Source organism: Kitasatospora sp. NPDC036755 (assembly GCF_040636595.1).
Lineage (GTDB): Bacteria > Actinomycetota > Actinomycetes > Streptomycetales > Streptomycetaceae > Kitasatospora.
The window spans coordinates 22179-48477 of record NZ_JBEZUT010000021.1 but is presented as its reverse complement, the minus strand read 5'-3'; the positions used below and the strand labels follow the sequence as shown (position 1 = coordinate 48477).

23 protein-coding genes and 1 pseudogene are annotated in these 26299 nt (G+C 75.1%); 7 read left to right on the top strand and 17 right to left on the bottom strand.

The window, feature by feature from the left end:
* The 6 genes and pseudogenes from AB0E96_RS05510 to AB0E96_RS05485 form a co-directional block, all read right to left on the bottom strand.
* Positions 1-172, bottom strand: a 172-nt coding sequence (locus AB0E96_RS05510; RefSeq protein WP_359818841.1) for a transposase domain-containing protein, incomplete at its 3' end; no start/stop codon positions are given.
* Between the two features lie 99 nt (positions 173-271).
* A pseudogene (locus tag AB0E96_RS05505) lies at positions 272-469 on the bottom strand (transposase); the annotation flags it as partial.
* Between the two features lie 92 nt (positions 470-561).
* Positions 562-1470 carry a hypothetical protein gene (locus AB0E96_RS05500; RefSeq protein WP_359818840.1) on the bottom strand — a complete coding sequence of 303 codons (909 nt, stop codon included), beginning with the start codon at positions 1468-1470 and terminating at the stop codon, positions 562-564.
* 98 nt (positions 1471-1568) lie between these two features.
* Positions 1569-1928, bottom strand: a complete 360-nt coding sequence (locus tag AB0E96_RS05495; protein WP_359818837.1) for a hypothetical protein — start codon at positions 1926-1928, stop codon at positions 1569-1571.
* 465 nt (positions 1929-2393) lie between these two features.
* A complete protein-coding gene (locus tag AB0E96_RS05490; RefSeq protein WP_359818835.1) occupies positions 2394-2885 on the bottom strand; it encodes a YfbM family protein in 492 nt (163 codons plus the stop codon).
* Positions 2886-2970: 85 nt separating this feature from the next.
* On the bottom strand, positions 2971-4578 hold the full coding sequence (locus AB0E96_RS05485) for an alpha/beta fold hydrolase (protein WP_359818833.1): 1608 nt from the start codon (positions 4576-4578) through the stop codon (positions 2971-2973).
* A 316-nt stretch (positions 4579-4894) separates the two neighbouring features.
* Here AB0E96_RS05485 and AB0E96_RS05480 point away from each other — a divergent pair, with 316 nt between their 5' ends.
* The gene (locus tag AB0E96_RS05480; protein WP_359818831.1) at positions 4895-5590 is read left to right on the top strand and encodes an alpha/beta fold hydrolase; all 696 of its coding nucleotides are present in this window, start codon (positions 4895-4897) and stop codon (positions 5588-5590) included.
* Positions 5591-5614: 24 nt separating this feature from the next.
* Here AB0E96_RS05480 and AB0E96_RS05475 read toward each other — a convergent pair whose 3' ends face one another.
* The 4 genes from AB0E96_RS05475 to AB0E96_RS05460 form a co-directional block, all read right to left on the bottom strand.
* Complete coding sequence (locus AB0E96_RS05475; protein WP_359818828.1) at positions 5615-6124, bottom strand: DUF2690 domain-containing protein; 510 nt, start codon at positions 6122-6124, stop codon at positions 5615-5617.
* Positions 6125-6382: 258 nt separating this feature from the next.
* Complete coding sequence (locus AB0E96_RS05470) at positions 6383-9748, bottom strand: hypothetical protein (protein ID WP_359818826.1); 3366 nt, start codon at positions 9746-9748, stop codon at positions 6383-6385.
* 205 nt (positions 9749-9953) lie between these two features.
* Positions 9954-10259 (bottom strand): hypothetical protein, encoded by a 306-nt coding sequence (locus AB0E96_RS05465; RefSeq protein ID WP_359818824.1) that lies wholly within the window; start codon positions 10257-10259, stop codon positions 9954-9956.
* A 172-nt stretch (positions 10260-10431) separates the two neighbouring features.
* Positions 10432-10779: a VOC family protein gene (locus AB0E96_RS05460; protein WP_359818821.1), complete on the bottom strand. Its 348-nt coding sequence runs from the start codon at positions 10777-10779 to the stop codon at positions 10432-10434.
* 277 nt (positions 10780-11056) lie between these two features.
* Between AB0E96_RS05460 and AB0E96_RS05455 the strand changes: the two genes are divergently transcribed.
* Positions 11057-12514 (top strand): erythromycin esterase family protein, encoded by a 1458-nt coding sequence (locus tag AB0E96_RS05455; RefSeq protein ID WP_359818819.1) that lies wholly within the window; start codon positions 11057-11059, stop codon positions 12512-12514.
* Between the two features lie 228 nt (positions 12515-12742).
* On the opposite strand, the gene AB0E96_RS05450 is transcribed toward AB0E96_RS05455, so the two are convergent.
* From AB0E96_RS05450 to AB0E96_RS05435, 4 genes are all read right to left on the bottom strand, one after another.
* Complete coding sequence (locus tag AB0E96_RS05450; RefSeq protein WP_359818816.1) at positions 12743-14209, bottom strand: alpha/beta hydrolase; 1467 nt, start codon at positions 14207-14209, stop codon at positions 12743-12745.
* 247 nt (positions 14210-14456) lie between these two features.
* Positions 14457-14813 carry a beta/gamma crystallin domain-containing protein gene (locus AB0E96_RS05445; protein ID WP_359818814.1) on the bottom strand — a complete coding sequence of 119 codons (357 nt, stop codon included), beginning with the start codon at positions 14811-14813 and terminating at the stop codon, positions 14457-14459.
* A gap of 296 nt (positions 14814-15109) precedes the next feature.
* Positions 15110-15862, bottom strand: coding sequence for an SMI1/KNR4 family protein (locus AB0E96_RS05440; protein ID WP_359818812.1), 753 nt, complete (start codon positions 15860-15862; stop codon positions 15110-15112).
* A gap of 60 nt (positions 15863-15922) precedes the next feature.
* The gene (locus AB0E96_RS05435; RefSeq protein ID WP_359818809.1) at positions 15923-16918 is read right to left on the bottom strand and encodes a YafY family protein; all 996 of its coding nucleotides are present in this window, start codon (positions 16916-16918) and stop codon (positions 15923-15925) included.
* Between the two features lie 151 nt (positions 16919-17069).
* On the opposite strand from AB0E96_RS05435, the gene AB0E96_RS05430 reads away from it, so the two are divergent.
* From AB0E96_RS05430 to AB0E96_RS05415, 4 genes are all read left to right on the top strand, one after another.
* Positions 17070-17468 carry a VOC family protein gene (locus tag AB0E96_RS05430; RefSeq protein WP_359818806.1) on the top strand — a complete coding sequence of 133 codons (399 nt, stop codon included), beginning with the start codon at positions 17070-17072 and terminating at the stop codon, positions 17466-17468.
* Positions 17469-17833: 365 nt separating this feature from the next.
* Entirely contained in the window at positions 17834-19378 is a 1545-nt protein-coding gene (locus AB0E96_RS05425) for a S8 family serine peptidase (RefSeq protein WP_359818803.1), read from the top strand.
* 469 nt (positions 19379-19847) lie between these two features.
* Positions 19848-20315 carry a hypothetical protein gene (locus tag AB0E96_RS05420; RefSeq protein ID WP_359818800.1) on the top strand — a complete coding sequence of 156 codons (468 nt, stop codon included), beginning with the start codon at positions 19848-19850 and terminating at the stop codon, positions 20313-20315.
* A gap of 218 nt (positions 20316-20533) precedes the next feature.
* Entirely contained in the window at positions 20534-20926 is a 393-nt protein-coding gene (locus AB0E96_RS05415) for a peptidoglycan-binding protein (RefSeq protein WP_359818798.1), read from the top strand.
* Positions 20927-20977: 51 nt separating this feature from the next.
* Here AB0E96_RS05415 and AB0E96_RS05410 read toward each other — a convergent pair whose 3' ends face one another.
* The 3 genes from AB0E96_RS05410 to AB0E96_RS05400 form a co-directional block, all read right to left on the bottom strand.
* Positions 20978-22777, bottom strand: a complete 1800-nt coding sequence (locus AB0E96_RS05410) for a hypothetical protein (protein WP_359818795.1) — start codon at positions 22775-22777, stop codon at positions 20978-20980.
* On the bottom strand, positions 22774-23838 hold the full coding sequence (locus AB0E96_RS05405; RefSeq protein WP_359818793.1) for a MoxR family ATPase: 1065 nt from the start codon (positions 23836-23838) through the stop codon (positions 22774-22776). The genes AB0E96_RS05410 and AB0E96_RS05405 overlap by 4 nt, the downstream gene beginning before the upstream one ends.
* Before the next feature lie 88 nt (positions 23839-23926).
* Entirely contained in the window at positions 23927-25171 is a 1245-nt protein-coding gene (locus AB0E96_RS05400) for a serine hydrolase domain-containing protein (RefSeq protein WP_359818791.1), read from the bottom strand.
* Between the two features lie 223 nt (positions 25172-25394).
* Here AB0E96_RS05400 and AB0E96_RS05395 point away from each other — a divergent pair, with 223 nt between their 5' ends.
* The gene (locus tag AB0E96_RS05395; protein WP_359818790.1) at positions 25395-26192 is read left to right on the top strand and encodes a MarR family transcriptional regulator; all 798 of its coding nucleotides are present in this window, start codon (positions 25395-25397) and stop codon (positions 26190-26192) included.
* The last annotated feature ends 107 nt before the right edge of the window (positions 26193-26299 follow it).

The window sequence follows — 26299 nt, the reverse complement described above, 5'->3', positions numbered from 1 at the left end:
AGTACACGACCACCCGCGCCGGCAGCAGACGGCTGCGCTTCTCACCCCGACCGGTCTCGGCGATCACCTCATCGACCAGACCCGGAGGAAACGCCCGGGTCAGCACCCCGATCGCGATCCGGTCCGACAACCGCTCACCCGCAGGCGACTTGACCTGCCCCACCCTCGCCACACCACGACCAACGAGGCATGGACCACAAAGTCACCGGCATTGCGCCTAAGCCCCATCCGGGCGATCATGTGCGGAGCCAGATGACGAGGGCGGCTCCCGCTGGAGCAGGCGCTCCCAGGTCCCGTCGGCCGACCACAGCCGGTGGCGCTCGTGGACCGTCGTCCAGGGACCGAACCGCTCGGGCAGATCCCGCCAGTGCACGCCGGTCCGCACCCGGTGCAGGATCCCGTCGATCACCTGCCGGTGGTCCCCCCAGCGGCCACAACGCCTGTTGCTGACCGGCGGGAACGGCCGCAGCCGCTCCCACTCGGCATCCGTGAGATCTCCCCGCCCCGTGCCCGGACCAACGAGCACAGCGAGCGATAGTCACATGATCGACCGGGCAAGTCCTAGCCGGCGGCGCCCGCCGCGATGACCTGCTCCGCGTCGGCGACGTGCCTGCTGACGCCCTGGGCGAACGTGGCCAGTTCCGCCGGGTGGGCCGCGATGTACTGCCGGTCGTAGGCGGCCTGGACGGCCACCGTGATCCCCATGAAGTTGGTGGACCGTTTGCAGGCGTCGTCGGCGGTCGCGGTGGCGAGTTCGGCCGGGGTGTGGCTGACGGGCGTCTCGGCACTCCGTGTCCGGTCGCGCCAGCGCGGGTCCATGTAGGCGGCCGCCGGGGTGGCGTAGGTGAAGCCTCGGTCCTTCATGCAGGTGCTCCACTGCCGGTCGGCGGCCACGACGCGGGGGTCCGTCAGGGGTTCTTTCGGCCCGCCGCCGGGCAGGGCCGAGGGGTCGGAGTTCAGGAACATCGCTCCGCCGACGGCGTCCAGGCCCGCTTGGAGGCAGCCGCCCTTGGGGACGGCCCGGCCCTGGAACTCGGTGACCGGGGTGCCGGTCGCATCCCGTCCGGTGAGTACCTGCCGGGTGGCGGCGGAGGCCGGCTGCCCGGTACCGACGGCCACGACGGCGTCGTAGCCGGTGGCGGCGACGCGGTCGGGCGCGAAGTAGCCGTAGAGCTGGGACCGGATGTCCCGGGCGGCGGGTTCGGTCCCGGCCGGGTCCGGGCCGGGGGCCTCCGTGATGCCGAGCCGTCGCAGGCAGTCGGCGCTCGTCAGATAGGCGGCCCGTTCCACGGTCCGGGTCTGCGCCGTGGTGGGGAGGTAGGCGTCGATCGGGCGTATCACCTGGGCGACGCCGGTGATGGTGGGGATCTCGCCCAGTTGCGGGGGCGCCGGGCGGGCGTCTCCGGTGCCGCAGCCCGCGAGGGCCGCCAGCAGGGCGAGCGTCAGGGCCGAGGTCGTGGAGCGTTTCATTTCCGTCCTCCGGGGGCGGGCGCGGCGGAACGGCACCCGCCACGGGCGACCGTGGGTCGGTGGCGGGTGCCGGATTCACGGGCCGGTGGGGCCGGGGATCACGTCCAGTTCGGGTTGTCGATCTCCAGCGCGTAGGTGATCACGCCGCCGAGGTAGCCGGTGGACTGACCGGGCTGCAGCTTGATGACGCCGCTGGAGTTGTAGAAGGCGGCCCAGTTCCACTGGGTCGACTCGTAGGTGACGTGGTCGATCTGGCCGATCCCGAACAGGCTGCTGGTGTTCTTGTAGCCGATGGAGCCCGCCGCGCAGTAGTTGCCGTTGCCGCTGGTGGTGACCGTGAGCCCGTTGGTGGGGCAGCCCACTCCGCCGATGGCGTTCGCCGGTGCCGCCACGGCCACCCCGGCCAGGGCGAGGCCGGCGGTGGCGGTGAGGGTGAGGAGCTTCCTGCCGATCTGCATGGGGAATCCTTCGGTCGAGGTATCGGGTACCGGGTGTCGAGGCGCCGGGGTGATCGCGGCCCATGAAGAGAATGGCCGTCGGACGCAACGGCGGTGCGAGTTGTTCGACCGGGGTCGGAGGATGGCAAACCGCCCCGAACTTGCACGGAACATGCCAAGAAATCCCCTGCAGGTCGCCGGACCGCCGAGGGAAGGAACGCGCTCGTCTTGCGCTCCACCGTACGGCCCCGGCGGCCGGGAGTGCGGATCGCGAGGTCCGACCGCGGCCGCCGGGGGGCGGCGTGGGCCGTCGGCATCCCAGGAACCTGGGATACCGGCGATCGAGCGCGCGCTGACAAGCTGACGGCGGTCGGCCGGCCGGTCCCCGGAGCCGACCGCACAGCCCCGCCTCGGGGAGGAGGCGGAAGGGGGGAACAGGGGCGGGCGTCCGCACAGGGGGTGCCCGCCCCCGCTGCTACTGGTCGACTACTGGTCGACGGTGAAGACCACCGCCAGGCCGTCCGCCGCCGCCGTCCGGTAGAACTCCCGCAGGTCGGGGAAGAAGGCCTCCGTGTAGTCGAGGTCCTCGTCTCCGCGCTCGCCGTCGTAGTCCTCGAACTCCAGCTCCGCGTACCGCTGCCGCAGCCACGCCCCGTCCAGCGGGGCGAGCGCCTCGGCCACCGCCCGGACCTGGGCCGGGTCCAGGTAGCTGACCTCGTAGTCCTCCCCCTCGTGCAGCGGCCGTCCGCCGAGGACCGCGTGCGACAGCGGGAACTCCCCGTTGTCGCCGTGCAGCCGGCCGTCCGTCAGGCAGCGGTGCAGCGCGTCCCACGCCTTGTCCAGCTCGCACACCCGCGGCACGTCCCAGGCCTCCTCGATCTCCTCCACCACCTCCCGCACCCGCTCGTCTCCGCCGCCCGCCAGCAGCCGCGCCGACTGGTCCCGCGTCAACGCGAACAGCACTCCCAAGCACGCCATCCCGGTGCCTCCTCTCCGCCCCGGATCCAACCGCACGCCACTGACAGCCGGTCGGCCGGTCGGCCTGGCGCCGGGGCGGCGGGGCCTACGCGGCGCAGGTGCGGTCGCGGGCGGGGAGGCGGCCGGTGGCGAGGTAGGCGTTGACGGCGGTGTCGACGCAGGAGCTGCCGTGGACGCCGTAGTTGGCGTGCTGGTTGGCGCCCGCGAGGGTGAGCAGGCGGGAGCCGGGGAGGCGGTCGTGCAGGGCGGTGCTGTCGGTGTAGGGGACGCGGGGGTCCCCGGTGGAGGCGACGATCAGGGCCGGGGCGTCGCAGCGGACCCGGACGGGGGCCTCGCGGGGGCTGTCCCAGAAGGCGCAGGGGGTGATGTTCTCGGCCAGCGGGGCGAACAGCGGGTGGGCGGCGCGCTCGCGCTGGATGTCGCGCCAGTACGTCTCGGGGTCGCGCGGAGCGGGCACGTCACCGCACAGGATCGCGGTCTGGACGCTGCCGACGGCGGAGCCGGCGGAGGTGAACACCGAGCGCAGGAACTCGGCGAACGCGGGCGGCAGGGGGGCGGTGCGGCCCTGGGCGGCCCGGGCGAGCAGGGCCGCCTGCTCGGCCAGGGCGGCGCGCGCCGGGTCGGTGTCGTCGGCCATCCCCGTGAAGAGCAGCGCGGGGACCTGGCTGTCGTCGAGGCGGAAGGTGTCGGGGGCGGTGCCGACGGTGAGCGGTTCCCGGGAGGAGGCGGCGATGACGCCGTCGACGGTGGCGCGCACCTCGCCGCGGGTGCGGCCGAGGCCGTAGGTGCTGTCGCGCGCGGCCGTCCAGTCGGCCCAGTCGTCGTACGCCTTCTCGTTCGCGGCCTCGGTTCCCTTCATGAGGCGGGGGTTGTAGCGGTCGGGGTCCAGGGCGCTGTCGAGGACCACCCGGTCGTAGCGGGTGGGGAACATCTGGGTGTAGGCCGTGCCCAGGTAGGTGCCGTAGGAGTAGCCCAGGTAGGAGATCTTCCGTTCGCCGAGCACGCCGCGGACGACGTCGATGTCGCGGGCGGTGTTGCGCGTGGTGACGTGCGGCAGGACGTCGGCGTTGGTGGCCCGGCAGCGCTCCGCGACGTCCCGGGCCCGGGCGGTCTGGCGGTCGAAGCCGGCCCGGTCGGGGCCGGCCGACAGCAGGCCGGGCCCGGAGGACAGCCCGCAGTCCAGCGGGGTGCTGCGGCCGGTGAAGCGCGGGTCCATGCCGATCACGTCGTAGCGGGCGCCGGTCTCCTTCATCGCGGGGCGCACGGTGAGCCCGATGCCGAGGCCGGGGCCGCCCGGGCCTCCGGGGTTGACCAGCAGGGAGCCGATGCGGTGGCGGGTGTCGGTGGCCTTGAGCCGGGATATCGCGACGGTGATGGTCCGGCCGCCGGGGTCGCCGTAGTCGAGCGGGACGGTCACGTCCGCGCAGCGCGCGCCCGCGGCGTCGAGGGCGCGGCCCGTCGGGTCGTCCCCGGCCCGGGCGCAGCCGTGCCAGTCGGGGCGCTGCTGGTAGTAGCGGCCGAGTCCGGCGGCGGGGGCCGCGTCGGCGGAGGCGGAGGCGGAGGCGGAGGCGGAGGCTGCGGGGGGTGCCGCGGCGAGGGCGGCGGGGGCGGCGGCCAGGCAGGTGGTGAGGCCGGCGGCGAGGGCGAGTCCCGCGGCCGAGGCGCGCCGGGCGGTGGTGCCGGTGGTGGTCATGCTGCTTTCTCCCGGGGGTGGCGGACACGTGCGGCCCGGAGGGCGTCCGGGCCGTGCCGGTCGAGCCTCCCAGCGCGCCCCGCCCGCGGGCATCGCCGTACGGCACGAACTGGCGGTACGTCAGACGCAGCAGGGCCGGCCTTCCGTGTACGTCCGGTGCAGCACCCGGCCGCAGCCGGTCGGCGGGCGCGGGCGCGGTGCGGGAGCGTGTCGGGGAATCCGCGGGGCCGGCGGCCCACTCCGTCACACGGCCGAAACGCCCACGAAGTATCGTCGGGCCCCTGAGCGCGATCACTGGACAACGGAGGTACTGCGCATGGGCGTTGACACCGAGCGGCCCACCTTCCTGCTGGTCCACGGCGCCTGGCACGGGGCCTGGTGCTGGGATCCGGTGCGCGAGGCGCTGGACGGCGACGGCTGGCGCTCGCACACCGTGGACCTGCCCAGCACCGGCTCCCCGGACGGCCGGCCGGCGGGTGTGCCGGACGACGCGCGGGCCGTCCGGGAGGGCCTGCGGCGCATCGACGGACCGGTGGTGGTGGTCGCCCACTCCTACGGCGGCGTGCCCGCGACGGAGGCCGTCGCGGGTGCCGCCGGCGTGGTCCGGGTGGTGTACGTCGCGGGGTTCCAACTGGACGTGGGCGAGAGCCTGTTCAGCTGTCTCGGCGCGCCCGTGCCGGACGACGACAGCGGCCAGGCCCCGCCCTACCGGGACGCGCGGAACGTCCTGTTCGCCGACGTGCCCGAGGCCGAGGCGGAGCGTGCCGTCGCCCGGCTGCGGCCGCAGAGCGTCCGTTCCTTCACCGGGCCGGTGACCACGGCGGGTTGGCGCACCGTGCCGTCCAGCTACGTCGTCTGCGAGCACGACCGGGCGCTCGATCCGGCCCGGCAGCACCGGCTCGCCGCCCGGGCCGGTTCCGTCCACCGGCTGCCGAGCGGCCACTCGCCGTTCCTCTCCATGCCCCGGCGGCTCGCCGCCCTGCTGGGCCGGACCGCGTCCTGCGGGGGGTGAGCGGCGGCGCCGGGGCGGGGTTCGTCACCCGCAGATCTGGGAGCCCGCGCTTCCGTTGGGGTAGGCGAGGTTGACGCCGGTGTCGGCGTACCCGGTGCCGCACGCGCGCGTGTTCGGCGTGTGGACCATGAGGCTCCACTGGTACGGCTGGCCGGACGCGGAGGACGGGCTGCGGCCGTACCAGCCGGTGCCGCCGTCCGACGTCGACGCCGTGCGGTGGATCTTCGCGCCGTTGCCGCACGGCTGGCCGCTGCAGTTGGTGACCTGCGAGTACACGCGGATCCACTGCGTCAGGCAGCTGGGGCTGTACCGCATCTCGATCGTGCCGATCCGGTCGCCGGCGCTGGTCTTCAGCGGGGCGGAGGACAGCGTCGTGGAGTTGTTCGAACAGCCGGTGCTCTGGGGGTCCTTTCCGTCGTAGGAACCGGCGGCCTGGGCCTGGGAGGTGCCGCCGAGCGTCAGGCCGATCGTGCAGGCGAGGACGGCCAACGCCGACGCCGCCGTCTTGCGGCGGGCACTGCTGGTGTCGCGCATCGAAAGGTCCCTTCGTGGGTGAGCCGATCGCTCGCACCAGCGTGACCGGCGCCCGTTGACGGCCGATAAACCGTCGATGGACACCGTCTCGTCGGCCGGGCGAGGGGCTTCGTTCACCGAAGGGCGGAGTGGACCGGCGGGCCGCCTCCCCCGTCCTCGGCGGTCGGGACGGGCTTCGGGGGGCCGTCCGGCCCCTCGCCCGGGGCGGTCGGGCTCCGGGCGAGGGGCCGGGCGAGGGGCCGGGTGAGGGGCCTGCGGTCACTCCCGGTGCGTGACGACCGCGAGGGCCCGTTCGCGGACGTCCGCGCTGGGGTGGCGGCGCAGTTCGCGCAGCAGGTCCCGCCATTCCGGGGGCCAGCCGAGACGGCTGCCGCAGGCTTCCGTCAGCGCCGTCGCGAACAGGGCGGCGGCCGGGCCGGTGTCGCCCTGGCGGCGGGCGGTCCGGGCCAGCGCGTCGGGTGTGCCGGGCGGCGGCAGCGGGCCCGAGGCGTGTTCGCCCAGCAGGGCCTGGGCGGTGAGGGCGGCTGCGGCGGGCCGGCCGTGGTGGGCGGCGGCGAGGGCATCGAGCGCGGCCGTCAGGGCCTGCGGTCCGGCGGCCGGGTCGACCAGCCGGCGCAGCGCGGTCGTCCTGACGCCGGCGAGCTCGGGTTCGGCGGCGAGCAGCTCGGCGACGCCGGCGAGCAGCGGGCGGTGGCGGTCGTCGGCGGGGAGGTCGACGAGGTGGGTCAGCCTCCGGCGGGCCGGCAGGTCCCGGTCGTCCCCGGCGTCGGGGGCGTCCGCCCGTGCGGCGGCGGCGAGTTCGGCGAGGGTGTCGTGCAGCAGGCTGCCGGGGGCGGCGCCGCCGAGCGGGTGCGGCAGCCCGGAGGCCGCGAGGGCGCGGACGGCGTCCGCACCCTGGCGCCAGCCGCCGCGGACGGCCGGATCGGTGACGGCCCGCCGGGCCACGTCCGCGGTGTCCGGGGCCCAGGCGGCCCACTGCGGCAGGACGGCGAGGGCGGGTGCCGCGACCTCCGGGTCGGACGCGGCGGCGACGGAGGCCACCAGGCGGGCATAGCGGGCCCGGTGGGCGGCGGGCAGGTGGCGCGGGTCGGTGCGCAGGACGGCGAGGCGCACGGGCGGCGGGGCCTGCCCGGCGGCCTCGGCGAGCAGGCCCCAGACGGGTTCGGCGTCCAGCAGCGCGGTGCTGAAGGCGACCGCGGCGGCACGGACGTCGCGGTGCTGGTCCTCGGTGCGGTACGCGGCCACCAGGAGGTCGGCGGCGGTGCGCGGCGGCAGGTGTTCGGCGGCCAGCCGTACGGCTTCCTTGCGGCTGGTCACCTTGCTGCCCCGGGTCCCGGAGAGCAGCGTGCCGAGGTGTCCGGCGAGTTCGCCGGGCGGGGTGAAGCGGGCGGCGCGGGTGGCGGCGTACACCGCGACCCGGGCGCGGTCGCCGCCCGCGTGGGCCAGCAGGTCGGGCAGGGCGTCGGCGGGCCGGTCGGTCCGGGCGAGCGCGGCGAGGGCGGCCTCGGCGAGCACCACCTCGGCGGAGTCCAGTCGGGCGCGGATGACCGCCTCGCCGTACTCGGGGATCGCGGCGGCGGCGTGGACGGCGGCGGCGCGTCCGTGCAGCGGCAGGGTGGGGTCGTCGGCGGTCGCGGCGGCGAGCCGGGCGGCGGCCTGCCACTGGCGGGGCGTCCAGCGCTTCGCCGACCAGGTGGGGGGCATGGGTGCCCGCCGCGGGCGCTTCAGGAACCTCCCGTACGGCGGTACGGGGGCGAGCAGCGGGTCGAGCAGGTCGGTGCGCCGTTCGGCCAGCACGTGGTGGACGGCCGGCAGGACGGCGGCGGAGGGTTCGAGTTCGAGGATCCCGGCGACCCTGGCGTCGCGGGTGCGCGGGTCGTCCAGCCACAGGGAGGCGGCGGTCGTGAACGCGCCGTCCGACCCGAACTGGAGGGCGTGCAGGAGGAGTTCCTGCAGTTCGGGGATGCCGCGGGCGCGGCGGCCGAGCGAGCGGGCCAGGGTGAACAGCAGCCAGTACTCGGCGGTGTCGGCCATGGCGTCGAGCCATGGCCGCAGGGTCGCGAACACGGCGTGCTCCTGGCCGCGCCGCAGCCGGTGCTCCAGTCGGCCGAGTTCGACCGTGCCGGTCTGCCCGGCGATCCGCCGCAGGCTCCGCAGCGCCCAGTCGACCAGTTCGGTGGCGCCGGTGACGGCGTGTTCGCGCAGCACGTCGGCGATCAGTCGCTGGAGGGCGGCCCGGGTGGCGTAGGAGCAGTCGCGGGCGTCGACCGCGTCCCCCACGGCGGTGTCGAGGGCGGGCACCGCCGCCGGGGTCAGCAGCCGGGCGGGCACCCGGGCGAGCGCGGTCAGGGCCGCGCAGCGCACCGGGTCCTGTTCGTTGCGCAGCCGCGGGAGCAGCCCGAGGGCGTCCTGGACGGCGGCCCGGTCGTCGCCGGCGGCGGCGTTGGCGAGCAGGCCGGTCCAGGCGGCGGCCCGGTCGGCGGCGTCCGCGCGGGAGAGGGCGGCCCGCAGTTCCGGCTGGGCCTCCTCGGGGGGCAGGTGGGCCAGGACGGGGACGACCTGGGGCCAGGGGCGGCCCTCGGCGCGGCGTGCGGCGGCCTGCCGCCGGGCCTCGGCGTGGCGGCGGGCGTGGGGGAACAGCGGTAGCAGCAGGGCCAGTTCGGCTTCCTGCGGGAGGGCGTCGGCGTACACGGCGTCGAGGAAGGCGTCGCGCCGGGACGGCGGAAGGGCGCGCAGCAGGGCGGCGAGGCAGGTGGGTGAGGCCAGCCAGTGGCGGCCGAGGGCGGGGAGCGAGGGCGGGTCGGCGCGCGCCAGTCGGCGCAGTGTGCCGCTGGTGGGCGGCGCGGTGTACCGCTCGACCGCGCCGCGTCGCGGGTCGGCGAGGACGCGGACGGTGCGTTCGGCGTCCGCGGCGGCCAGCGCCGACAGGGAGGAGCGGCGCAGCGGGAGGTCCGGGCCGAACCGCTCCAGCAGGTCGAGGACCCGTTCGGGGCGGGTGCGCGCGGTGGTGGCGAGGACGTCGGCGAGGGCGGGCCAGTGCCTGAGCCGCAGTGTCTCGGGGTGCTCGGCGAGGACCTGGTCGAGGTGGTCCAGGACCTCGTCGGGGAAGCGTGCGGCGAGGCGGGCGAGCGGTGCGGCGTGGGCGAGGTGGGGCAGGGTCCGGGCGACGAACGCGGGGCCGCAGGCGGGGAGCAGGCGGGCGGCTTCGGCGTCGCCCCATTCGGCGCGCAGGCGCTCGACCAGTCGTTCGGCGAGCCGGTGGCGGCGGCCCTGCCGGACGATGCCGGTCAGCTGGCGGCGCAGGACGCAGGAGGCTCCGGTGAAGGCCGCCTCGATCGCCTCGTCCGGGACGTCCTGGGTGCGGGCGGCGCGCAGGGCGTGTGCGCGGACCACCGGGTCGGGGTCGGTCAGCCGCTCGGCGAGGTGGCCGGTGGCGCGGGCGGCGGTCGCGGCGAGGGCGGCCAGCCGTCGGCCGTGGGTGCCGGAGCGTTCGAGCGCGGACAGCAGTCCGGGGAGTTCCTTGTCGGGGTCGAGTTGTCGGGCCGTGCGGGCGACGAGCTGTTGGCGCTCCGGGTGGGAGAGCGGGTCGAGGTCGGCGAGCAGCTGATCGGCTTCGTACGGCATGCGGTCATTGTGGCCGGGCCGGGCGGTGCCTCCCACTGGTTTTCCGCTGCCGCGACCGCGTGCGGGGGTGTCGGCCGGGCGGCGGGCGGCTCGGGTTCGGGGGTTCGGGGCTCGGGCAGCCCCGCGGTGTGGCGGGGCCGCCGGAGCGCGGCGCTCGGGGTGGCCACCGGTCCGCCCGGGGCGGACCGGTGGCGGACCGGTGGCGTCAGGCCGTCTGGTACCCGCCGAGCATGAGCGAGGAGCCCACGCTGGTGCAGTACGCGTAGCTCCAGACGCCCTTGCCGACCGGCTGCCAGGGGCCGTACACCCGCACGCCGTTGTTGCACGTGGCGACGGCCCGGAAGGAGGTCGCGCCGGTGTAGTCGGCGCAGTGGACGCCGGTGGTGTTGTTGTCGTTCCAGCTGCTGCAGTCGGCCGTCGCCGTGGTCGCCGACGCCGGGGTGGCGGCGGCTCCGAGCGCGAGCGAGGCCGCGGCGACGGCCGCCGCGGCGAGCGTACGCATCTTGATCATGGGGTTCCCCTCCTGTGTGCGACGGCGGGCCGCTCTCGGGTGGACGCGGCCGCCGTCTCCGAGGAGGTTAGGAGCCGGAGCGTTCCGGTCGGCGGCTCCTGACGGCCGGGAAGACGCGCTGTCGAGAACCGGCGACGCCGTGCCGAGTCGGCGCCGGCGCGGGGACGGGCCGTCAGCGGTGGCCCAGCACGTTGACCACCCGTCCGCTGGGGTCGCGGACGAAGAACCGCCGCACGCCCCACTCCTCGTCCTGCAGCGGGTGGACGATCTCCGCGCCGCTCGCCCGCATGACCGCGTAGGCCGCGTCCACGTCGTCCACCTCGATGCTCATGTCGGGGGCGACGGGCGCGGTCCGGTCCCCGGCCATGACGCTGATCTGCGCCGCGGGGGCGGACGGGGAGGCGAGCGTCATGATCCAGCCGTGGTTCATCACCTCCTCGAAGCCCAGCAGGCCGTAGAACTCCCGGCTCTCCTGCGCGGCCTGCGACCGGATGTTGGGCACGACACGGCGAACTGCCATCGACGACTCCGAACGAGAGCGAACCTGTTTTCTGTGTCTCCGCAGGCGTACTACAGCACGTCCGGCCGCGCGTGCGGCATCGGGGGCGGGGCGTCGCGGCCGTAACGGACGGCGGGCGGGCGCCGGCCGGGGGGCCTGCCTCAGGATCCGGCCCCGGGGGTGCCCCCCGGTGAGGACGGTGGTCCTCCCCAGCGCGCCGCGGGCACCGCCGGCGTGAGGATCGACCCATCGAACGCCGAGGTCGTCGGCGTTCCCTCGAGTCGGGGTGATCACAACGATGGCAGGCAACGAGCGGATCGCGCGGCGCGGACTGCTGGCGGCGACGGCGGCGGCCACCGCGGCGGCCGTGCTGGCACCGGTGACGGCGGTCGCCGCGCCGGCCGCGGCCAAGGACGCCGGTACGGGCGCGGGTACCGGTACGGGCGCGGGCGCGGATCCGGCGACGGCGCGGCGCTCCGTCGTGGTGGAGGCGTTGGAGGGCGTCGCCCGGCCGCTGCGGACGACGGAACCCGGCGGTGGCACCGCCGATCTGAGCGCGCTGGTCCGGATGATCGGCGACGCCGAGGTGGTCGGCCTCGGCGAGGCCACCCACGGCTCGCACGAGTTCTTCGCGATGAAGCACCGCCTGTTCCGCTGCCTCGTCGAGGAGCGGGGCTTCACCACCTTCGCCCTGGAGACGAGTTGGACCAGCGGTCTGCGGATCGACGAGTACGTCCGGGGCGGCCCCGGCGACGCGCGGCAGGTCGTCAAGGAGGCCCTGGGCGACAGCCCGTGGGACCGCGAGGAGTTCGCCGACCTGATCGCCTGGATGCGGTCCTACAACGCGGGCCACCCGCGGAAGCCGGTCCGCTTCCTGGGCGACGACCTCGGCCTGCCGAGGCTCGGCGACCGGATCTTCGACGAGGTCACCTCCTACGTGCGCGGGGCCCGCCCCGACCTCCTCCCCCGGCTCGAGGGGCTCTACGCGGGCCTGCGGCCGTTCGACGACGCCTTCGCCCACCTGAAGAGGCCGCTCGCCGAGCGCCGGGACGACGCCGCCACCGCGCAGCGGGCGCTCGACCTGGTCACCGCGGTCGGGGCCGGGGACGGGGACGGGACGACGGACGGGACGACGGACGGGGCGAGGGGCGGGGCCTCCGGCGACGACGCCCACGCGTGGGCCGTGCAGCACGCCCGGAACATCGCCCAGACCTTCGCCTTCGCCGCGATGGACCTCGACGACCCCGCCTCCGTGTCCGCCTCGGAGCAGCTGCGCGACCGGGCGATGGCGGACAACACCGCGTGGTGGCAGCGCCGTACCGGCGGCAGGGTGCTGCTGTCGGCGCACAACGGGCACGTCGGCTACCTGTCCACCGACACCTTCCTGTACCCCCACCCGCAGGGCGCCCGGCTGCGGGAGGCCTACGGCGGCGGCTACGTGGCGGTGGGCTTCTCCTTCGCCGGCGGCTCCTTCCTCACCAACGACGCGGTGCTGAGCAGCGATTGGAAGACCGTCACCGTGCCGGCGGCCACGCCGGAGATGAACGAGTACACCCTCGACCGGGTCCGCCACCGGGACTACTACGTCGACCTGCGCACCGCTCCCCGGGCGGCACGCGACTGGCTGGACGTCTCCCGTCCCACCTACGACGCGGGCTCGGTCTACGTCGCCGACCCGATGCCGCGGCTCGCGATCGGCCGGGCCTACGACGTCCTGGTCCACCTGCACCAGGTCACCCAGGCACGCAAGTTCTGACCGCGCGCGTTCCGGCCGCGGCGCGGAGGCCGTCCCGGCCGTCGGCACCCCTCGCGCCCGGCCGCCGGTGCGTGGTCGTCACGGTGGCCGGGCTCTGCGCCGTCGGCGGCGGGCCCGGACGGCCACCCCGAGGGGAGGGGGTGGGTGCCGTCCGGGCCGCTCCCTGCCGACCCGTTCCTCGTCTCACCCCGATCCGGCCGGCCAAACCTGCGGATCGGGGGCTCGGCCTCAACCGCCGCAGGTCTGGTCCTTCGCGGGCAGCCGGCCCGTGGTCAGGTAGCGGGTGACGTCGGCGTCCGCGCAGGACGGGCCGGCCACCACGACGCCGTGGCCCTCGCCGCCGTTCACCGTGACCATCCGCGCGCCGTGCAGGGCCCGGCGCATGCCCCGGGCCATCTCCAGCGTCGCCTGCGGGTCCCACTGGTTCTGCACGATCAGCGCGTTGACGTCGTTGTCGACCACGGTGGCGGGTTCCCCGCCCGTCGGCTTCCAGAACGCGCACGGCTGGATGTTGGCTCCCAGGTCGCCGGCCAGCGGGTACCTGGCCCGGTCGCGGGCCGCGTCGCGGCGGTACTGCTCGGGGTCGCGCGGCCAGTCGCGGGAGTCGCCGCAGAAGACGGCCCACACGGCGGCGGTCGTGTTGTCGGAGGCGACGCCCGCCGGTACGGCCGGAACGGCGGGCCCGCCCGCGGCCGCGGCCTTCAGCGCGGCGATCCAGGGGGTGACGGCCTCGACGTGGACGAAGGCGGCGTACCCGGCGCGGATGGCGTCGCCGTCGAGCGTGCCGTCCTCGGTCGGGACGGGCGTGCGGTCGGCGTGGGCGACCAGGTCCCAGTAGGTCCTGCGGACCTCGGCGGCGGTGGCGCCCAGGCCGTAGGTGGCGTCGCGGGCGGCGGCCCACTCGGTCCACCGGGTGAAGGCGCGTTCGGCCCCCACCGACGCCTCCCGGAGCGTCCCCCGCCACGCGAGCGCCGGGTCGAGCGCGCTGTCGAGCACGAACCGGTCCGAGCGCTGGGGGAACATCTGGGTGTAGACGGCGCCCAGGTAAGTCCCGTAGGAGTACCCGAAGTAGGAGATCCTCCGCTCGCCCAGCACCGCCCGGACGACGTCCATGTCGCGGGCCGTGTTGCGGGTGGTGAGGTGCGGCAGCACGTCCCCGGACTTGGCCCGGCACTTGTCGGCCACCGACTTGGCCCGGTCCACGTCCTTCGCGAACGTCCGTGCGTTGTAGGGGTGTTGGAAGGTCCGCTCGTCTTCCGTCAGGTCGCAGCCGATCGGCGAGCTCTGCCCGACCCCGCGCGGGTCGAAGCCGATCAGGTCGAACCGCTCCCGCACCTGCGCGGACAGCAGCGGCTCCATCTCCACGGGCATGGTCAGCCCCGGGACGCCCGGGCCCCCGGGGTTCATCAGCAGCACGCCGTGCCGTTCCTTCGCGCTGCCCGCCTTGACCCGCGATATCGCGATGTCGATCTTCCGGCCCGCCGGGGCCCCGTAGTCGAGCGGCACCTTGACCTTCGCGCACTCGAACGCGGCCGGCCCGCCCGCGTCGCAGCGCTCCCACCGGAGTTCCTGCTGCGCGTACCGCTGGAGCGGATCGCCCGCCGCGAACGCCGTCGCGGGGGTGAGGGCCGCCAGCGCGGCCGTCACCGCCCCGACCGTGACCACGGAAATCGTTCGCCCGTCCTGCAGCGCCATGCCGGTCCTCCGTACGGAATCAAGTGCCTCGGTGCCTCCAGTCTCCGGGCGGCCCGGCCCGCGCCGCGTACGGCGCGGGAACGGGCTCGGGATCCGACTCACGGCGTACGGCGGAGCACGGACGTCCTGCCGGAGTGGCATGTTCCCCTTGTCTGTCGCCTCGGGGTGAACGGCCGACGGGCCGCGAGCCGTTCCGGCCGCGGCGATCGCGGCGATCGCGGCGGTCGCGCGGGCCGCTGCCGGCATGTCACCCGATCTGGATGGCGGCGACCCTCGGCGGGCGGTTCGGGAAGGTGATGTCGGTCCAGCGTTCGATCCGCACGGAGTCGCCGTTCACGTCGTCGTAGGTCAGGTCGTTGTTGCCGGTGGAGATCCGGTCGACCCACCACCCGCCGAAGTCGGTCCTCCCCCCGTTCGCGTAGCAGTCGACGCTGTCCCGGCCGTCGAGGTGCGACCAGATCTTCAGGAAGTCGTTGCGGCCCCCGTCGCACGGGACGTGGTCGATGGCGAAGGCGCCGGAGTTCGGCAGGCCGACGGTGAAGGTGGCGGCCGCGGCGAGCGCCACGGCCAGGGAACGGACGGCCCTCTTGGTCGTCGAGATCACGGGTTCTCCCTCGTGCGAGGGCCGGGACGCGGCCCGGCGCTGTCGGTGACGCCACGTCATGACGCGACGCGCGAACGGGGTTTCGCCGGTGCGGCGCGCGGCCGGCCGCGCGCCGGTCCGGCTCCTCACGGGCGTGCCTTCCGGTGGCACGGCCGCGGGACCCGAGGCCTCAACGTAGTGACCCCCGTCCCCCGTCCGGCCGCAACACTCCGCGTCCGGACCGACGGGCCGGGACATCACCCGATCGTGGCGCGGGCGGCAGCGCACGGGGTCTCGACGCCGGCCCGCTCCGGGGGTCAGCCGTTCGCCGGCCCGGGGAGCCGGTCGAGCCAGTCGAAGAGGTCCGTGCCCAGCAGCTCGCCGTGGTCCGCGACATCGCCCCGCAGGGGGCCCGGCGCGAGCCGGTACAGGGACGAGCGGTCCCGGCCGTGCCGGCGCATGAACAGGCCCGCTCCCCCGCCGTCCTCGCCGACCAGGACCCAGTGCGGCGCGTACGTACGCACCTCCCAGGCGTCGTTGCGGGCCCGGAAGGCGTGCGGCCCGAACAGCGCGCCGCCGTCCGGCAGTCGGAGCCCCGGGGTGGCGCGCCACAACCGGGCGACGGCCGGGTTCGGCCCCTCCCGCAGCCCGACGGCGAGCGCCGTCCACACCGTCAGGAACCCGGCGAAGGAGTCCGCGACCGGCCACTCCTCACCGGTGACCCGGCTGTGCGCCACGACGGGCCACTCACCGTCGGCGGCCCGGTCGAGGGCGAAGCCGTGGCGCTCGTGGTCGTCGTCCTCGTGGAACCAGAGCCGGTCCCCGCCCGACCGGCCGTCGAGGAGCCCGGGTTCACCGAGCCCGGGCACGGGCTCCACCGTGGCGATCGGACGGCCGCGCAGCGAGCCCTCCCCGTACGCGGCCAGCCACCAGCGGTACGAGCGCGGCAGCGGACCGGTGACGGACTCCGCCGCGCGGATCACGGCCTCGGGTCGGCCCCGGCCCGGCCGGGTGGCGATCCCCGGCGTCGTGGCGATCAGGTCCCGCAGAAGTTCTGGATCGGCCCGCATGACGGGCAGTCTCACACGAATGGCGGGGCAAGCCTTACCCGGCCCCCTGACCGCCCCTCGTCAGGTCCGGCGGGCGCGGGCGGCCAGGCGGTCGGCGAAGGCGGTGACGAGGGTGCGCAGCTCCTCCGGGCGCTCGATGACGAAGGGCCGGTCGAGCGAGGCGAGCAGCGGCGGCAGCCAGTCGAGGCGCTCCGCCCGCAGCTCGGCGCGCAGCCAGCGCTCCGCGGCCGGGCCCCCGTCCGGCGGCGGTGCCGGTCCGTCCTCCTCCAGCGTCGCGAGGCCGGCGGGCAGGTGGGCGCGGACCTGGTCGGGCGTCCCGTGGATCCGCAGCGTCACCTCGTACCGGTAGCCGGCCGTGGCGAAGCCCGACAGCACGCGCTCGGCCGGGTCGGGGCCGGCGGGGACGTCGAACGAGCCGGGCAGGGCCCGCGCGTCGGTGACGCGGTCGAGGCGGAAGGTCCGGTCCTCGCCGACCCCGGGGTCCGCGCCGGTGACGTACCACCGGTTCGCGTGGGCGACGATCCCGTACGGGTGCACCGTGCGCTCGCTGGGCCGGCCCTCGCGGTCGGTGTACCGGACGGAGACCGGCCTGCGGTGGCGCACGGCGTCGGCCAGGGTGAGCAGGACCCCGGCGTCCGGGACGGCGTCCGCGCCGGAGCCGTCCGTGAAGGAGAGGGCGTCCAGGAGCGCGTCGAGCCGAGCCGCGACGTGCCGGGGCAGCACCCGCCGGATCTTGGCCGCCGCGGTCTCGCCCGCCGTGCGCTCGGCCGTCGCCAGTCCCGTACGGCGCCCGGCGATCAGCCCGAGCAGCACGGCCAGCGCCTCGTCCTCGCCGAGCATGAGCGGGGGCAGGCGGTGGCCCGGGGAGATCCGGTAGCCGCCGTACCGGCCGCGCACCGACTCCACCGGCACGTCGAGGTCGATCAGGTGGTCCACGTAGCGCCGCACGGTGCGGCCGTCGACGCCGAGGCGGTCGGCCAGTTCGGCCACCGTCCGGGTGCCGCCCGACTGCAGCAGTTCCAGGAGGGTCAGCACGCGGCCGGTGGGTCGGGACATGTCCACAGCCTAGGCGGATAGTGGACGGATTCTGTCCACTATCCCTCCTAGTCTGCGGAGCGCACGACGGCACCGCCGTCCAGCCAACCGCGCGGCCGTCAGCCGCGGCCGCCCGGCCGTGGCCGGCCCAGGCACATCCCAGGAGGACACCATGGAGTTCGTTTCGATCCGCGTCATCACCGGCGACGTCGCGCGCCTGGTCGGGTTCTACGAGCGCGCCACGGGGGTCCGGGCGCAGTGGGCGACCGAGGACTTCGCCGAACTCCGGACCCCGGGCGCCGCCCTCGCGATCGCGAGCACCCGCACCGTCCCACTGTTCGCCCCGGGCTCCGCCCGCCCGGCCGCCAACCAGAGCGTCATCACCGAGTTCCTCGTCGACGACGTGGACCGCGTCCACCGCGACCTGGCCGGCTTCGTCACGGACTTCGTCACCGAGCCCACCACCATGCCCTGGGGCAACCGCTCCCTGCTGCTGCGCGACCCCGACGGCAACCTCGTCAACTTCTTCACACCCGTCACCCCGGCGGCCCTCGCGAAGTTCGCCCGCTGACCGGGCCGTGGCGCCCGCGGGGGGCGCCGGCGACGGGCCCCGCGCGGCCGGCGGCCGGAGGGCAAGCCGTTTTCGTGCGCGGGTGGGGGTCACTTTTCGGATAGTCGCGACGGCCGGGGCGGGTGAGGCTTGGGGCGTTCCCCGGGGACCGAGTGGGCCGGCACACCGCTCCCCGGAGACGCGCCGCCCTCTCGACGGCCCGTCAAAGAAGGGGAACCCCACCACGCGGGCCGTCCTGGCCGCGGCCGGCGCCCCCACAGGGCGGGGCGGCGGGAAGGCTCCCTTCCCGTACCGGCCGCCCCGCACCCGCCCGGCCGGCGCTCCCACCCCGGCCGGGCCCGGCACCCGGAAGATGCGGAGACCACATGGCCCGACGACGTTCCCTGCCCCGGCTCGGCCTGGCCGTACCGATCGCGCTGTCGCTGACCGCCTCGCTCGGATTCCTGCCCGCCCCGGCCTCGGCGACGCCCCGGACACCGTCCGCCACCCAGGCCGAGGACGCGAACACCCTCGCGTACGTCGTCAACACCAAGACCGACCGCCGCACCGTCGCGGCCGTGCAGCGGGCCGTCACCGCGGCCGGCGGCACCGTCGTCGTCACGTACGACGAGATCGGCGTCATCGTCGCCCACTCGGCGAACCCCGACTTCGGCAGGCAGCTGCGCGCGGTGCGCGGAGTGGAGTCGGCGGGCGCCACCCGGACCGCACCGCTGAGCGCCGCGGGCACCACCGACGACGGCGGGGTACGGCCCCTCTCCGAGGCCGAGGCGGCGAGGATCGCCGAGGCCGCGAGGACCGGAGAGGCCGCCGGCGACGGCGCCGAACCCCTCGAAGCCGAGCAGTGGGCCCTGCGGGCGATCGGCGCCGACAAGGCCGCGAAGACCGACCCCGGCAGCAGGGACGTCACCGTCGCCGTGATCGACACCGGCGTCGACGACACCCACCCCGACCTCGCCGCGAACTTCTCCCCGTCGCAGTCCGCGAGCTGCGCCAGCGGCAAGGCCGACACCACGTACGGCTCCTGGCGGCCGGTGGACCCGGACTACTTCCACGGCACCCACGTGGCGGGCACCATAGCCGCCGCCCGCAACGGCATCGGCGTCGCGGGCGTGGCACCCGGCGTGCGGGTCTCCGGCATCACCGTCTCCCAGCCCACCCCGCGCCAGCTGATCTACGCCGAGAGCGTCGTCTGCGCCTTCGTGTTCGCCGCCGACCACGACGTGCAGATCACCAACAACAGCTACTACATCGACCCGTGGCAGTACAACTGCCTGGACGACCCCGACCAGAAGGCCATCGTCGACGCGGTCGACCGCGCCCAGCGCTACGCGCAGCGCAAGGGCACCCTCACCGTCGCCGGAGCCGGCAACGCCAACCACGACCTCGACTCCCACGCCTTCACCGACCCCGGCAGCCCCGACGACTCCACCCCGGCGAGCCGGACCGTCGACCCCCACACGTGCTGGGACCTGCCCGCACAACTGCCGGGCGTCGTCACGGTCAGCGCCACCGGCGCCAAGAACGCGAAGGCGTACTACTCCAACTACGGCCTCGGCGTGATCGACGTCGCGGCGCCGGGCGGCGACCGGTACGTGGCCTCGGACACGCCGTCCGGGCACCCCGGCGTCCTGTCGACGCTGCCGAACAACCAGTACGGCTACGAGCAGGGCACCTCCATGGCCACGCCCCACGCCGCCGGCGTGGCCGCACTCCTGAAGTCCGCCCACCCCGACGCCACCCCGGCCCGGCTGCAGGCGATGCTCAAGGCCCAGGCGGACAACCCGGGGTGCCCGGCCGCCCCGTACGACGGCAACGGCGACGGCGTCGTGGACGCCACCTGCGCGGGCGGCAAGCGCGTCAACGGCTTCTACGGCTTCGGCGTCGTCAACGCGCTGCGCGCCGTCGAGTAGCCCCCTGTCCCACCCCGGGCGAAGCGCCCCCGGCCGCCGGCGGGGGCGCTTCGCCACGCCCGGCCACCGGCGCGAACGGGGCCGCGGGGAGGACGGGTCGGCGGGTCAGGGAAGCGGCTGTGGAGGCCGCTTCTCGGCCACCGTCAACGACCGTCGGCCCGGCCCGGCCGGATGCGGGAGCGGAGGAGCGGCGACGCGCTGGGGCGCGGACAGCACGGTCCGTCGGGTACTGACCATCCGCCAACGGACAATCCGTTTTCGGCTCGCTGACGCGGACGGTTTTGGATAGCGGCGACGATCACCGGCACGCGAGACTCAGAACGTTCCCGGGGCCTGAACAGAGCGGTGCACGACGCCGGCCCCGCGGTATGCCGCGTGTTCGGCAGACCGCCCCAGAAGAGGGAGTTCACACAAGAGCGCGCACAACGCCATGGTCGCGGCCCGCGCTCTCGAGTCTCAAGGAGAAGAAATGAACCGTGTCATCCGAACCGCCACCGTGGTGTCGGCCCTGTGCCTGGCGGGCCTGAGTGTGACGGCCAGTCCGGCCTCTGCCACCGCCGGGTTCCAGATCCAGAACAAGGCGACGGGGCTCTGCCTCGCCGGGACGGTCGACAGCCCCGACCACACCCCCGCCGTCTACGAGGCGCCTTGTGGCAGCCGGGACACCCAGCGCTGGGCGAACAGCCGGAACACGTTCATCATGACCGCCGGCGGAATGGTCAGCCTCTGTATGAGCGCGGACAGCTACGGCGACGTCTTCACCGCGGGATGCTCCCTGGGCACTGCCTACGGGCAGAACTGGAAGGTCGCCTCGCTCAACGGCTCCTACACCAACTTCTACAACGAGACCAAGGGCTGCTACCTGCAGGTCATCTCCGGTCAGGCCGCCTGCATGCCGGGCTGGACCGGTGACTCCAAGCAGTTCCGTGTGATCTGACGGAGCGCAGCACCCGGCCGCGGCCGACCGGGGTTCGAAGCCGAGGCGCCGGCCCGTAGGGCCCGCGCCTCGGCTTTCCCACCGGCCCGGTCGGCCGCGGCGCGGCACGGCGCCCGCACGGCATTGTGCCGCGACGCGCCGATACGAACCAGGAACCACCCGTACCGAGGGCTGCCGGCAGGTGTCCGGGCGTGCCCCGGCCGAGCAGGAGGTATGAGATGAACCTTGTGACAAGGGGCGCCAAGTTCGCCGTGGCGCTGGCGATGGCCGGCGCATCGGTGCTGGGCGTGGCGGGCAGCGCGGACGCGGCCCCCGGCGCGCCGTATCTCGGATACGGCCACACCACCTCGGGCACCGGGGTGTGGTGCGTGCAGCACCTGGTCAACGACTGGCTGCGGCTGGGCGGCCGGTCCACCATCGATGAGGACGGCCAGTGGGGCCCGAAGACCGACGGCGCCGTGCGGTACTTCCAGCAGAGCATCCTCGGCAGCGCCCAGGCGGACGGCGTCGTCGGTCCGCAGACCGGCAACAAGCTGATGAACATCGACTGGACCGACCCGTACGGCGGGCCCGACGGCAGCTGCCGGCCGTTCATCCCCACCACCAGCTGATCGCCGGACCGGACCGCTTCGCGGCCCGGGACCGGGTGCGGTCCCGGGCCGTCAGCCGGCGGGGCTCATCCGGAAGACCGGGCCGCGTGGGGTGAACGGCAGGACGGCGCCGCGCGGGACGAGGAAGGCGTGTTCGCGGCGCAGCCGCAGGACGTCGCACTCGCCGTCGGTGATGACCAGGACGGGTGCGCCGGGCGGGAAGTCCTCGGCCCGTTCGAGGAGGTCGATGCCGGGCTGGAGGACGGTGCCGCCGCGTCCGTGCACCCGCAGGCGGCCGGCGATCTCCTCGACCGGGAGGTATCCGGCGTCGTGCGGGGCGGCGTCGCAGTGCACCAGCCGGGCGGCGGGGACGTCCCGGGCGGCGGCGTAGGAGGCGATCGCGCCGAGGGCCTTGCCGAGCAGGGCCCGGTCCATCGAGCCGGAGGTGTCCAGGACGACCCCGAAGGTGCAGCGCGGCACCTCCTCCTCGGGGAAATGGCGGCCGGCCCGGGGGATGTCCGGGGTCACGGACTGGCGGCGGGCGGGGCGGGAGTAGCTGCGCACCGGTTCCGGGCTCGGCACGAACTCGTCGAACCAGCGGGCCAGTCGGGCGTCCCAGGGCAGTGGGGGGTGGGCGAGTGCGCGGATCTCCTCGACCAATCCGGCCGGGAGCAGGCCGCGTTCGCGCTGGTGCAGTTCGAAGCCCTGTTGGAGGCCGCGCCGGTAGAAGTCGTCGAGGTCGACGTAGTCCCGGGGCGGGCCGAGGGGCTCGCCGAGGACGTCGGGGCGGTTCTTGCCGGCCAGGGTGGCGAGGCGGCGGATGCGGCGCTGGTCGCGGGCGATCCGGTCGTACACCTCCTCGGCGGACAGCCCCTTGAGCCGCGGGTCGTGCAGCAGCCCGTCGGGCATCTCGCCGACGCCCATCTCCAGCAGCCAGCCGTTGATGACGTAGTCGGCGGCGACGTTGAACAGGAACGGGTCGCGGCCGCCGCGGCGTTCGCCGTGCCGCAGGGCGGCGTGCAGGATCTCGTGGCCGAGGATGAACCGCCATTCCTCGTCGGTGTGGTGGCGCAGCGGGTTGACGTAGATCTCGGCGGCCTCGGCGTTGACGGCGGCGACGGCGATGTCGTGGGCGCGGGCGAGTTCGGCGTCGGCGACGACGGTGAGGCCGGCCGCGATGCCGCCGAGCAGGGGGTAGGAGGAGACGAACCAGTTGAGGGCCCGGGTCCAGGGCCGTTCGGGCAGGCGTTCGCCGGTGTCGGCGTCGATCCGGCCGCCGGCCCGGTCCATCGCGGCGGACATGGTGCGGGTGAGGGCGGCGGCGAAGGCCGTCGGCCAGTCCTCGCGGGCCTGGCCGTGGCCGCGCCACTCGACGAGCAGTTGGTCGCGTTCGGCGGTGCCGGCCGTCCCGGCGGTGGTGGGCGGCAGGCCGTCGCGGCGCCAGCGGGCGGCCAGTTCCTCCTCGTCGCCGCCGGGGTACTCCTGGGGCAGGACGACCGGGGCACGGCCGACGGGGAAGGTGGCGAGGAAGCGGTTGACGACCGCGCAGCGGGCGGCGGCCTGGTGGGCGTCGGGCTGGGTGCGGGGGCCGCGGGCGCCCGGGAGGTGGCCGAAGCCGAGGTGCAGCAGGCAGTGCGCCAGGACCCAGGCCCACTCCTCGGGTTCGGCCCGGCGGCGCGGGTTGACGTGCAGGGTGCCGTTGGAGTCGGCCACCGCCCAGCCGTCGGGCGGGGCGGTGGTGCAGTTCTCGGTGCGGCAGACGTCGGCGCGCAGGGCGGCGAGGGCCGGGTTGCGGCGCAGCAGTCGGACGCCCTCGTCGAAGGCCTCGGTGCCCGGGTCGGGCTTCTTCGCGGCGGTGTGGGCGTGCTTCACCGGCGGGCCTCGACCAGGCGGGGCATGTCCCGGGCGGCCTCGATCAGGAACCAGGCGGGCAGCAGCGGGTTGCCGTCCGGGCCGTCGGCGATCACCGTCTGGGCGACCTCCACCGAGATCTCGGCCAGTTGAACGAGCAGCGACTTGGCGCGGAAGGCGGTCTGCCGCTGCGCGCCGGAGGCGTGCTCCTTGCGGGCGGGCAGTTCCTTGACGAGCCGGCCGCGGAAGGCGTCGGCGAGGTAGTAGAGCAGGTCGCGGTCCTCCAGCCGGTGCGGCCAGCGGGCGTCGCCCTTGAGGATCGCCTCCAGGCCGTAGGAGTTGCGGACGATCTTCGCGTAGCCGCAGAAGGCGACGGCGTGGGGCGCGGTGAGCAGGCCGTGGGCGACGACCTTGAGGGTCTCCTCGTCCAGGGTGGGGCCGAAGGAGTGCAGCGCGTCGGAGAGCATGTGCCAGGCGCGCGGGGTGGAGAACGGCTCCTCGGTCTTGGGCGGGGCGGACCACAGGTGGTCGGGCCGGTCGGTGAGGTGGTCGACGATCCAGGGGTGGATGCCGGCGCCGGCCGCCCAGTGCAGCCAGTCCCGGGCGCTGGCCCGCAGGTGGACGTGGACCATGCGGTTGACCAGTGCGGAGGCCATCGGGCGGGCGAGCGCGCCGTCGGTGGCGCGGTTGCCGGCGCCGATCACGATCGAGCCGGGCGGCAGTTCGTACGAGCCGATCCGGCGGTCCAGGATCAGTGAGTAGAAGGCCTTCTGGACGTCCGGTGAGGCCGCGTTGAGCTCGTCCAGGAACAGGCAGTAGGGCTCGTCGCGGGCGATCTGCTCGGGCGGGCAGAACCGGGAGCGGCCCTCGGGGGTGAGCTGCGGGACGCCGATCAGGTCCTCGGGGGCGAGCTGGGTGCCGACGAGGCTCACGCATTCCAGGCCGAGCGATTCGGCGAACGCCCTGACCAGGGAGGACTTCCCGATCCCGGGGGCGCCCCAGAGGAACACGGGGCGGACGGTGGCCAGGCCGAGCAGCAGCTCGGGGGCCTGGGCGGGCGAGACGCTGACTGCTCCCTGCACGGGGCTCCTTCGTGGCGACGGTGCGTGACCGGCCCAGTGTGCGGCGGGAGTCGGTGCGGGCGCACCCGGATTTCCGGCGGGCGCGGTCTCAGAGGGCGGCGGGGGCCTCCGGGGCAGCCGGGGCGGCGGGGGCGGCGGGGCAGAACTCGGCCTCCAGTTCGGCCGTGAAGACCCCGACCGGCGAGCCCCAACTCCCGGCGGCCCAGTCGCCGTTCACCTCGGTGGCGAGCAGGTGGCGGCCGTCGCGGGTGCCGAAGGTGTAGGACCAGGAGCCGTTGATGGCGCCGCCCATCCCCCACACCGTGCCGCAGGACAGCTTCTGCTCGGCGATGCCCAGGCCGTAGCGGGTGTCCGGGATCCAGTGGCCCTGCGGGTCCAGCGTGGTGAACATCTCGCGCTGCTGGGCGGGCGGCAGCAGCCGTCCTTCGAGCAGCGCGCGGAAGAAGACGGCGAGGTCGCCGGTGGTGGAGATCATGTCGCCGGAGGCGTACCCCCAGGAGGGGTTGAGGTCGGTGACGTCGTGGACGGGGGCGTCCGCGCGCTGCTCCATCAGCTTGGAGTAGTGGCGGGCGTGCGGGCCGTGGATGCGCATGTCGCCGGCGGCCGGTTCGTAGGTGTTCGCGAGGTGCAGCGGCCCGGTGATCCGGTCGGCGATCTCCTGGGCGAGGCGGCGGCCGGTGGCCTTCTCGACGATCAGGCCGGCGAGCGCGTAGTTGGTGTCGGAGTAGGCGAAGCCGGTCCCGGGGGCGAACTTCGGCCCGTTGGCGACGGCGACCTCGACGAGGCGGCGCGGCGTGAAGTCGTCGAAGCGGTGCGCCAGGAACGACGGGCCGGTGAACTCGCGTGCGAGCTCCGGGTCTTCGGCGTAGTTGTAGACGCCGCTGGTGTGGTTCAGCAGCTGGCGGACGGTGATCCTGGAGCCGTCGTAGCCGTTGCCGTCCAGCAGGCCGGGCAGCCAGTGCTCGACGCTGTCGTCCAGGCCGAGCCGCTGCTCGGCGGCGAGTTGGAGGACGACGGTGGCGACGAAGGTCTTGGTGGTGCTGCCGATCCGGAACCGGTCGCGGGGCGTGATCGCGCGGCCGGTGTCCAGGTCGGCGGTGCCGGTCGCGGCGAACCAGGTCGCGTCGCCGTCCCGGACCTCGGCCCGCGCCCCCGGCAGGCCGGCCTCGGTCACCGCGCGCTCCAGCACGGAGCGGACGCCGTCGTGCGGGCGGGCGGTGTGCGGGCGGGAGCCCTCGGCGGAGGCGGCCGGGGCGGCTGCCAGCAGGGCGCCGGCGAGAGCGGCGGTGAGCGCGGCGCGGGCGGTACGGGCGGTACGGGCGGTGGTCTTCACGGTGGTCTCCCCCTGGTCGCGAACTGTTTCGCGTTCGAGGAAAAGGCTAGGCCCGTGTTCGCCTTTCCATCAATGCCCTGACCTTCCTTCAGGGACGTTCTCCCAGGCCAGCACGGGTAATTCCTTGCAATGGCCCTGCCGACTAATGCAATCGGCTTGAGGGCCGGCTGTTGCAATGGGATCGTGGGGGCCCGTAGGTCCGGCAGCGACGAGAGGAGCGCCCGTGCCAGGCGCCAGGCTGACCCAGGAAGAACGCCGGCGGATCGCCGCCGGGCTCACCGCGGGGCTGGGCTACGGGGAGATCGCCCGGGGGCTCGCGCGCCCCGCCTCCACCGTCACCCGCGAGATCGCCCGCAACGGCGGCCCGTCCGGCTACCGGGCGGACAACGCCCAGCGCGCCACCGCGCGGCGTTCCCGGCGCGGCAGGAGCGCGTTGCCCCGGGTGCCGGAGGGCAGCGCGCGCCCGGACGACGGGCGCGATCCGGCCGCGCTGGAGGAGTACGCGGCGCGGCTGGCCGAACTGCTGGCGCACCTGGGCATGCCGCGCATGGTGGGCCGGGTCCTCGCCTGCCTCTACCTCACCGACTCCGGCAGCCTCACCGCCACCGACCTGGTGCGGCGTCTCGGGGTGAGCCCGGCGTCGGTCTCGAAGGCGATCGGCTACCTGGAGGGCCAGCAGCTGGTGCGGCGCGAGAAGGAGGGCGGCTCGCACCGCGAGCGGTACGTCGTCGACGACGACATCTGGTACCGGGCGCTGCTGGCGAGCGCGCGGCGCAACACGCTGCTGGCCGAGTTCGCGCGCGACGGGGCGGACCTGCTCGGCGCGGCCACCCCGGCCGGGGCGAGGATGGCCGAGGCCTCGGTGTTCCTGGAGCACATGGGAGCGGACATCGTCCGCGCGGCGCAGCGCAGGCGCCGGCGGCCCGGGGAGGCCGGGGAGGCCGGGGAGGCCGACGCCATCGAGGAGGCCGACGCCGTCGAGGAGGCCGGGAACGAGGGGGCGCCCGGGCCGCGGGCGTGAGGGGCCGCGGCCGGAGCGGGAAGTCGGCCCGGCGGGGCTCGCGGGGCCGGGCCCGCGGTGATGATCCGATGTGCGACGGCCCGCGTGTCACACGCACCGGTGAACGT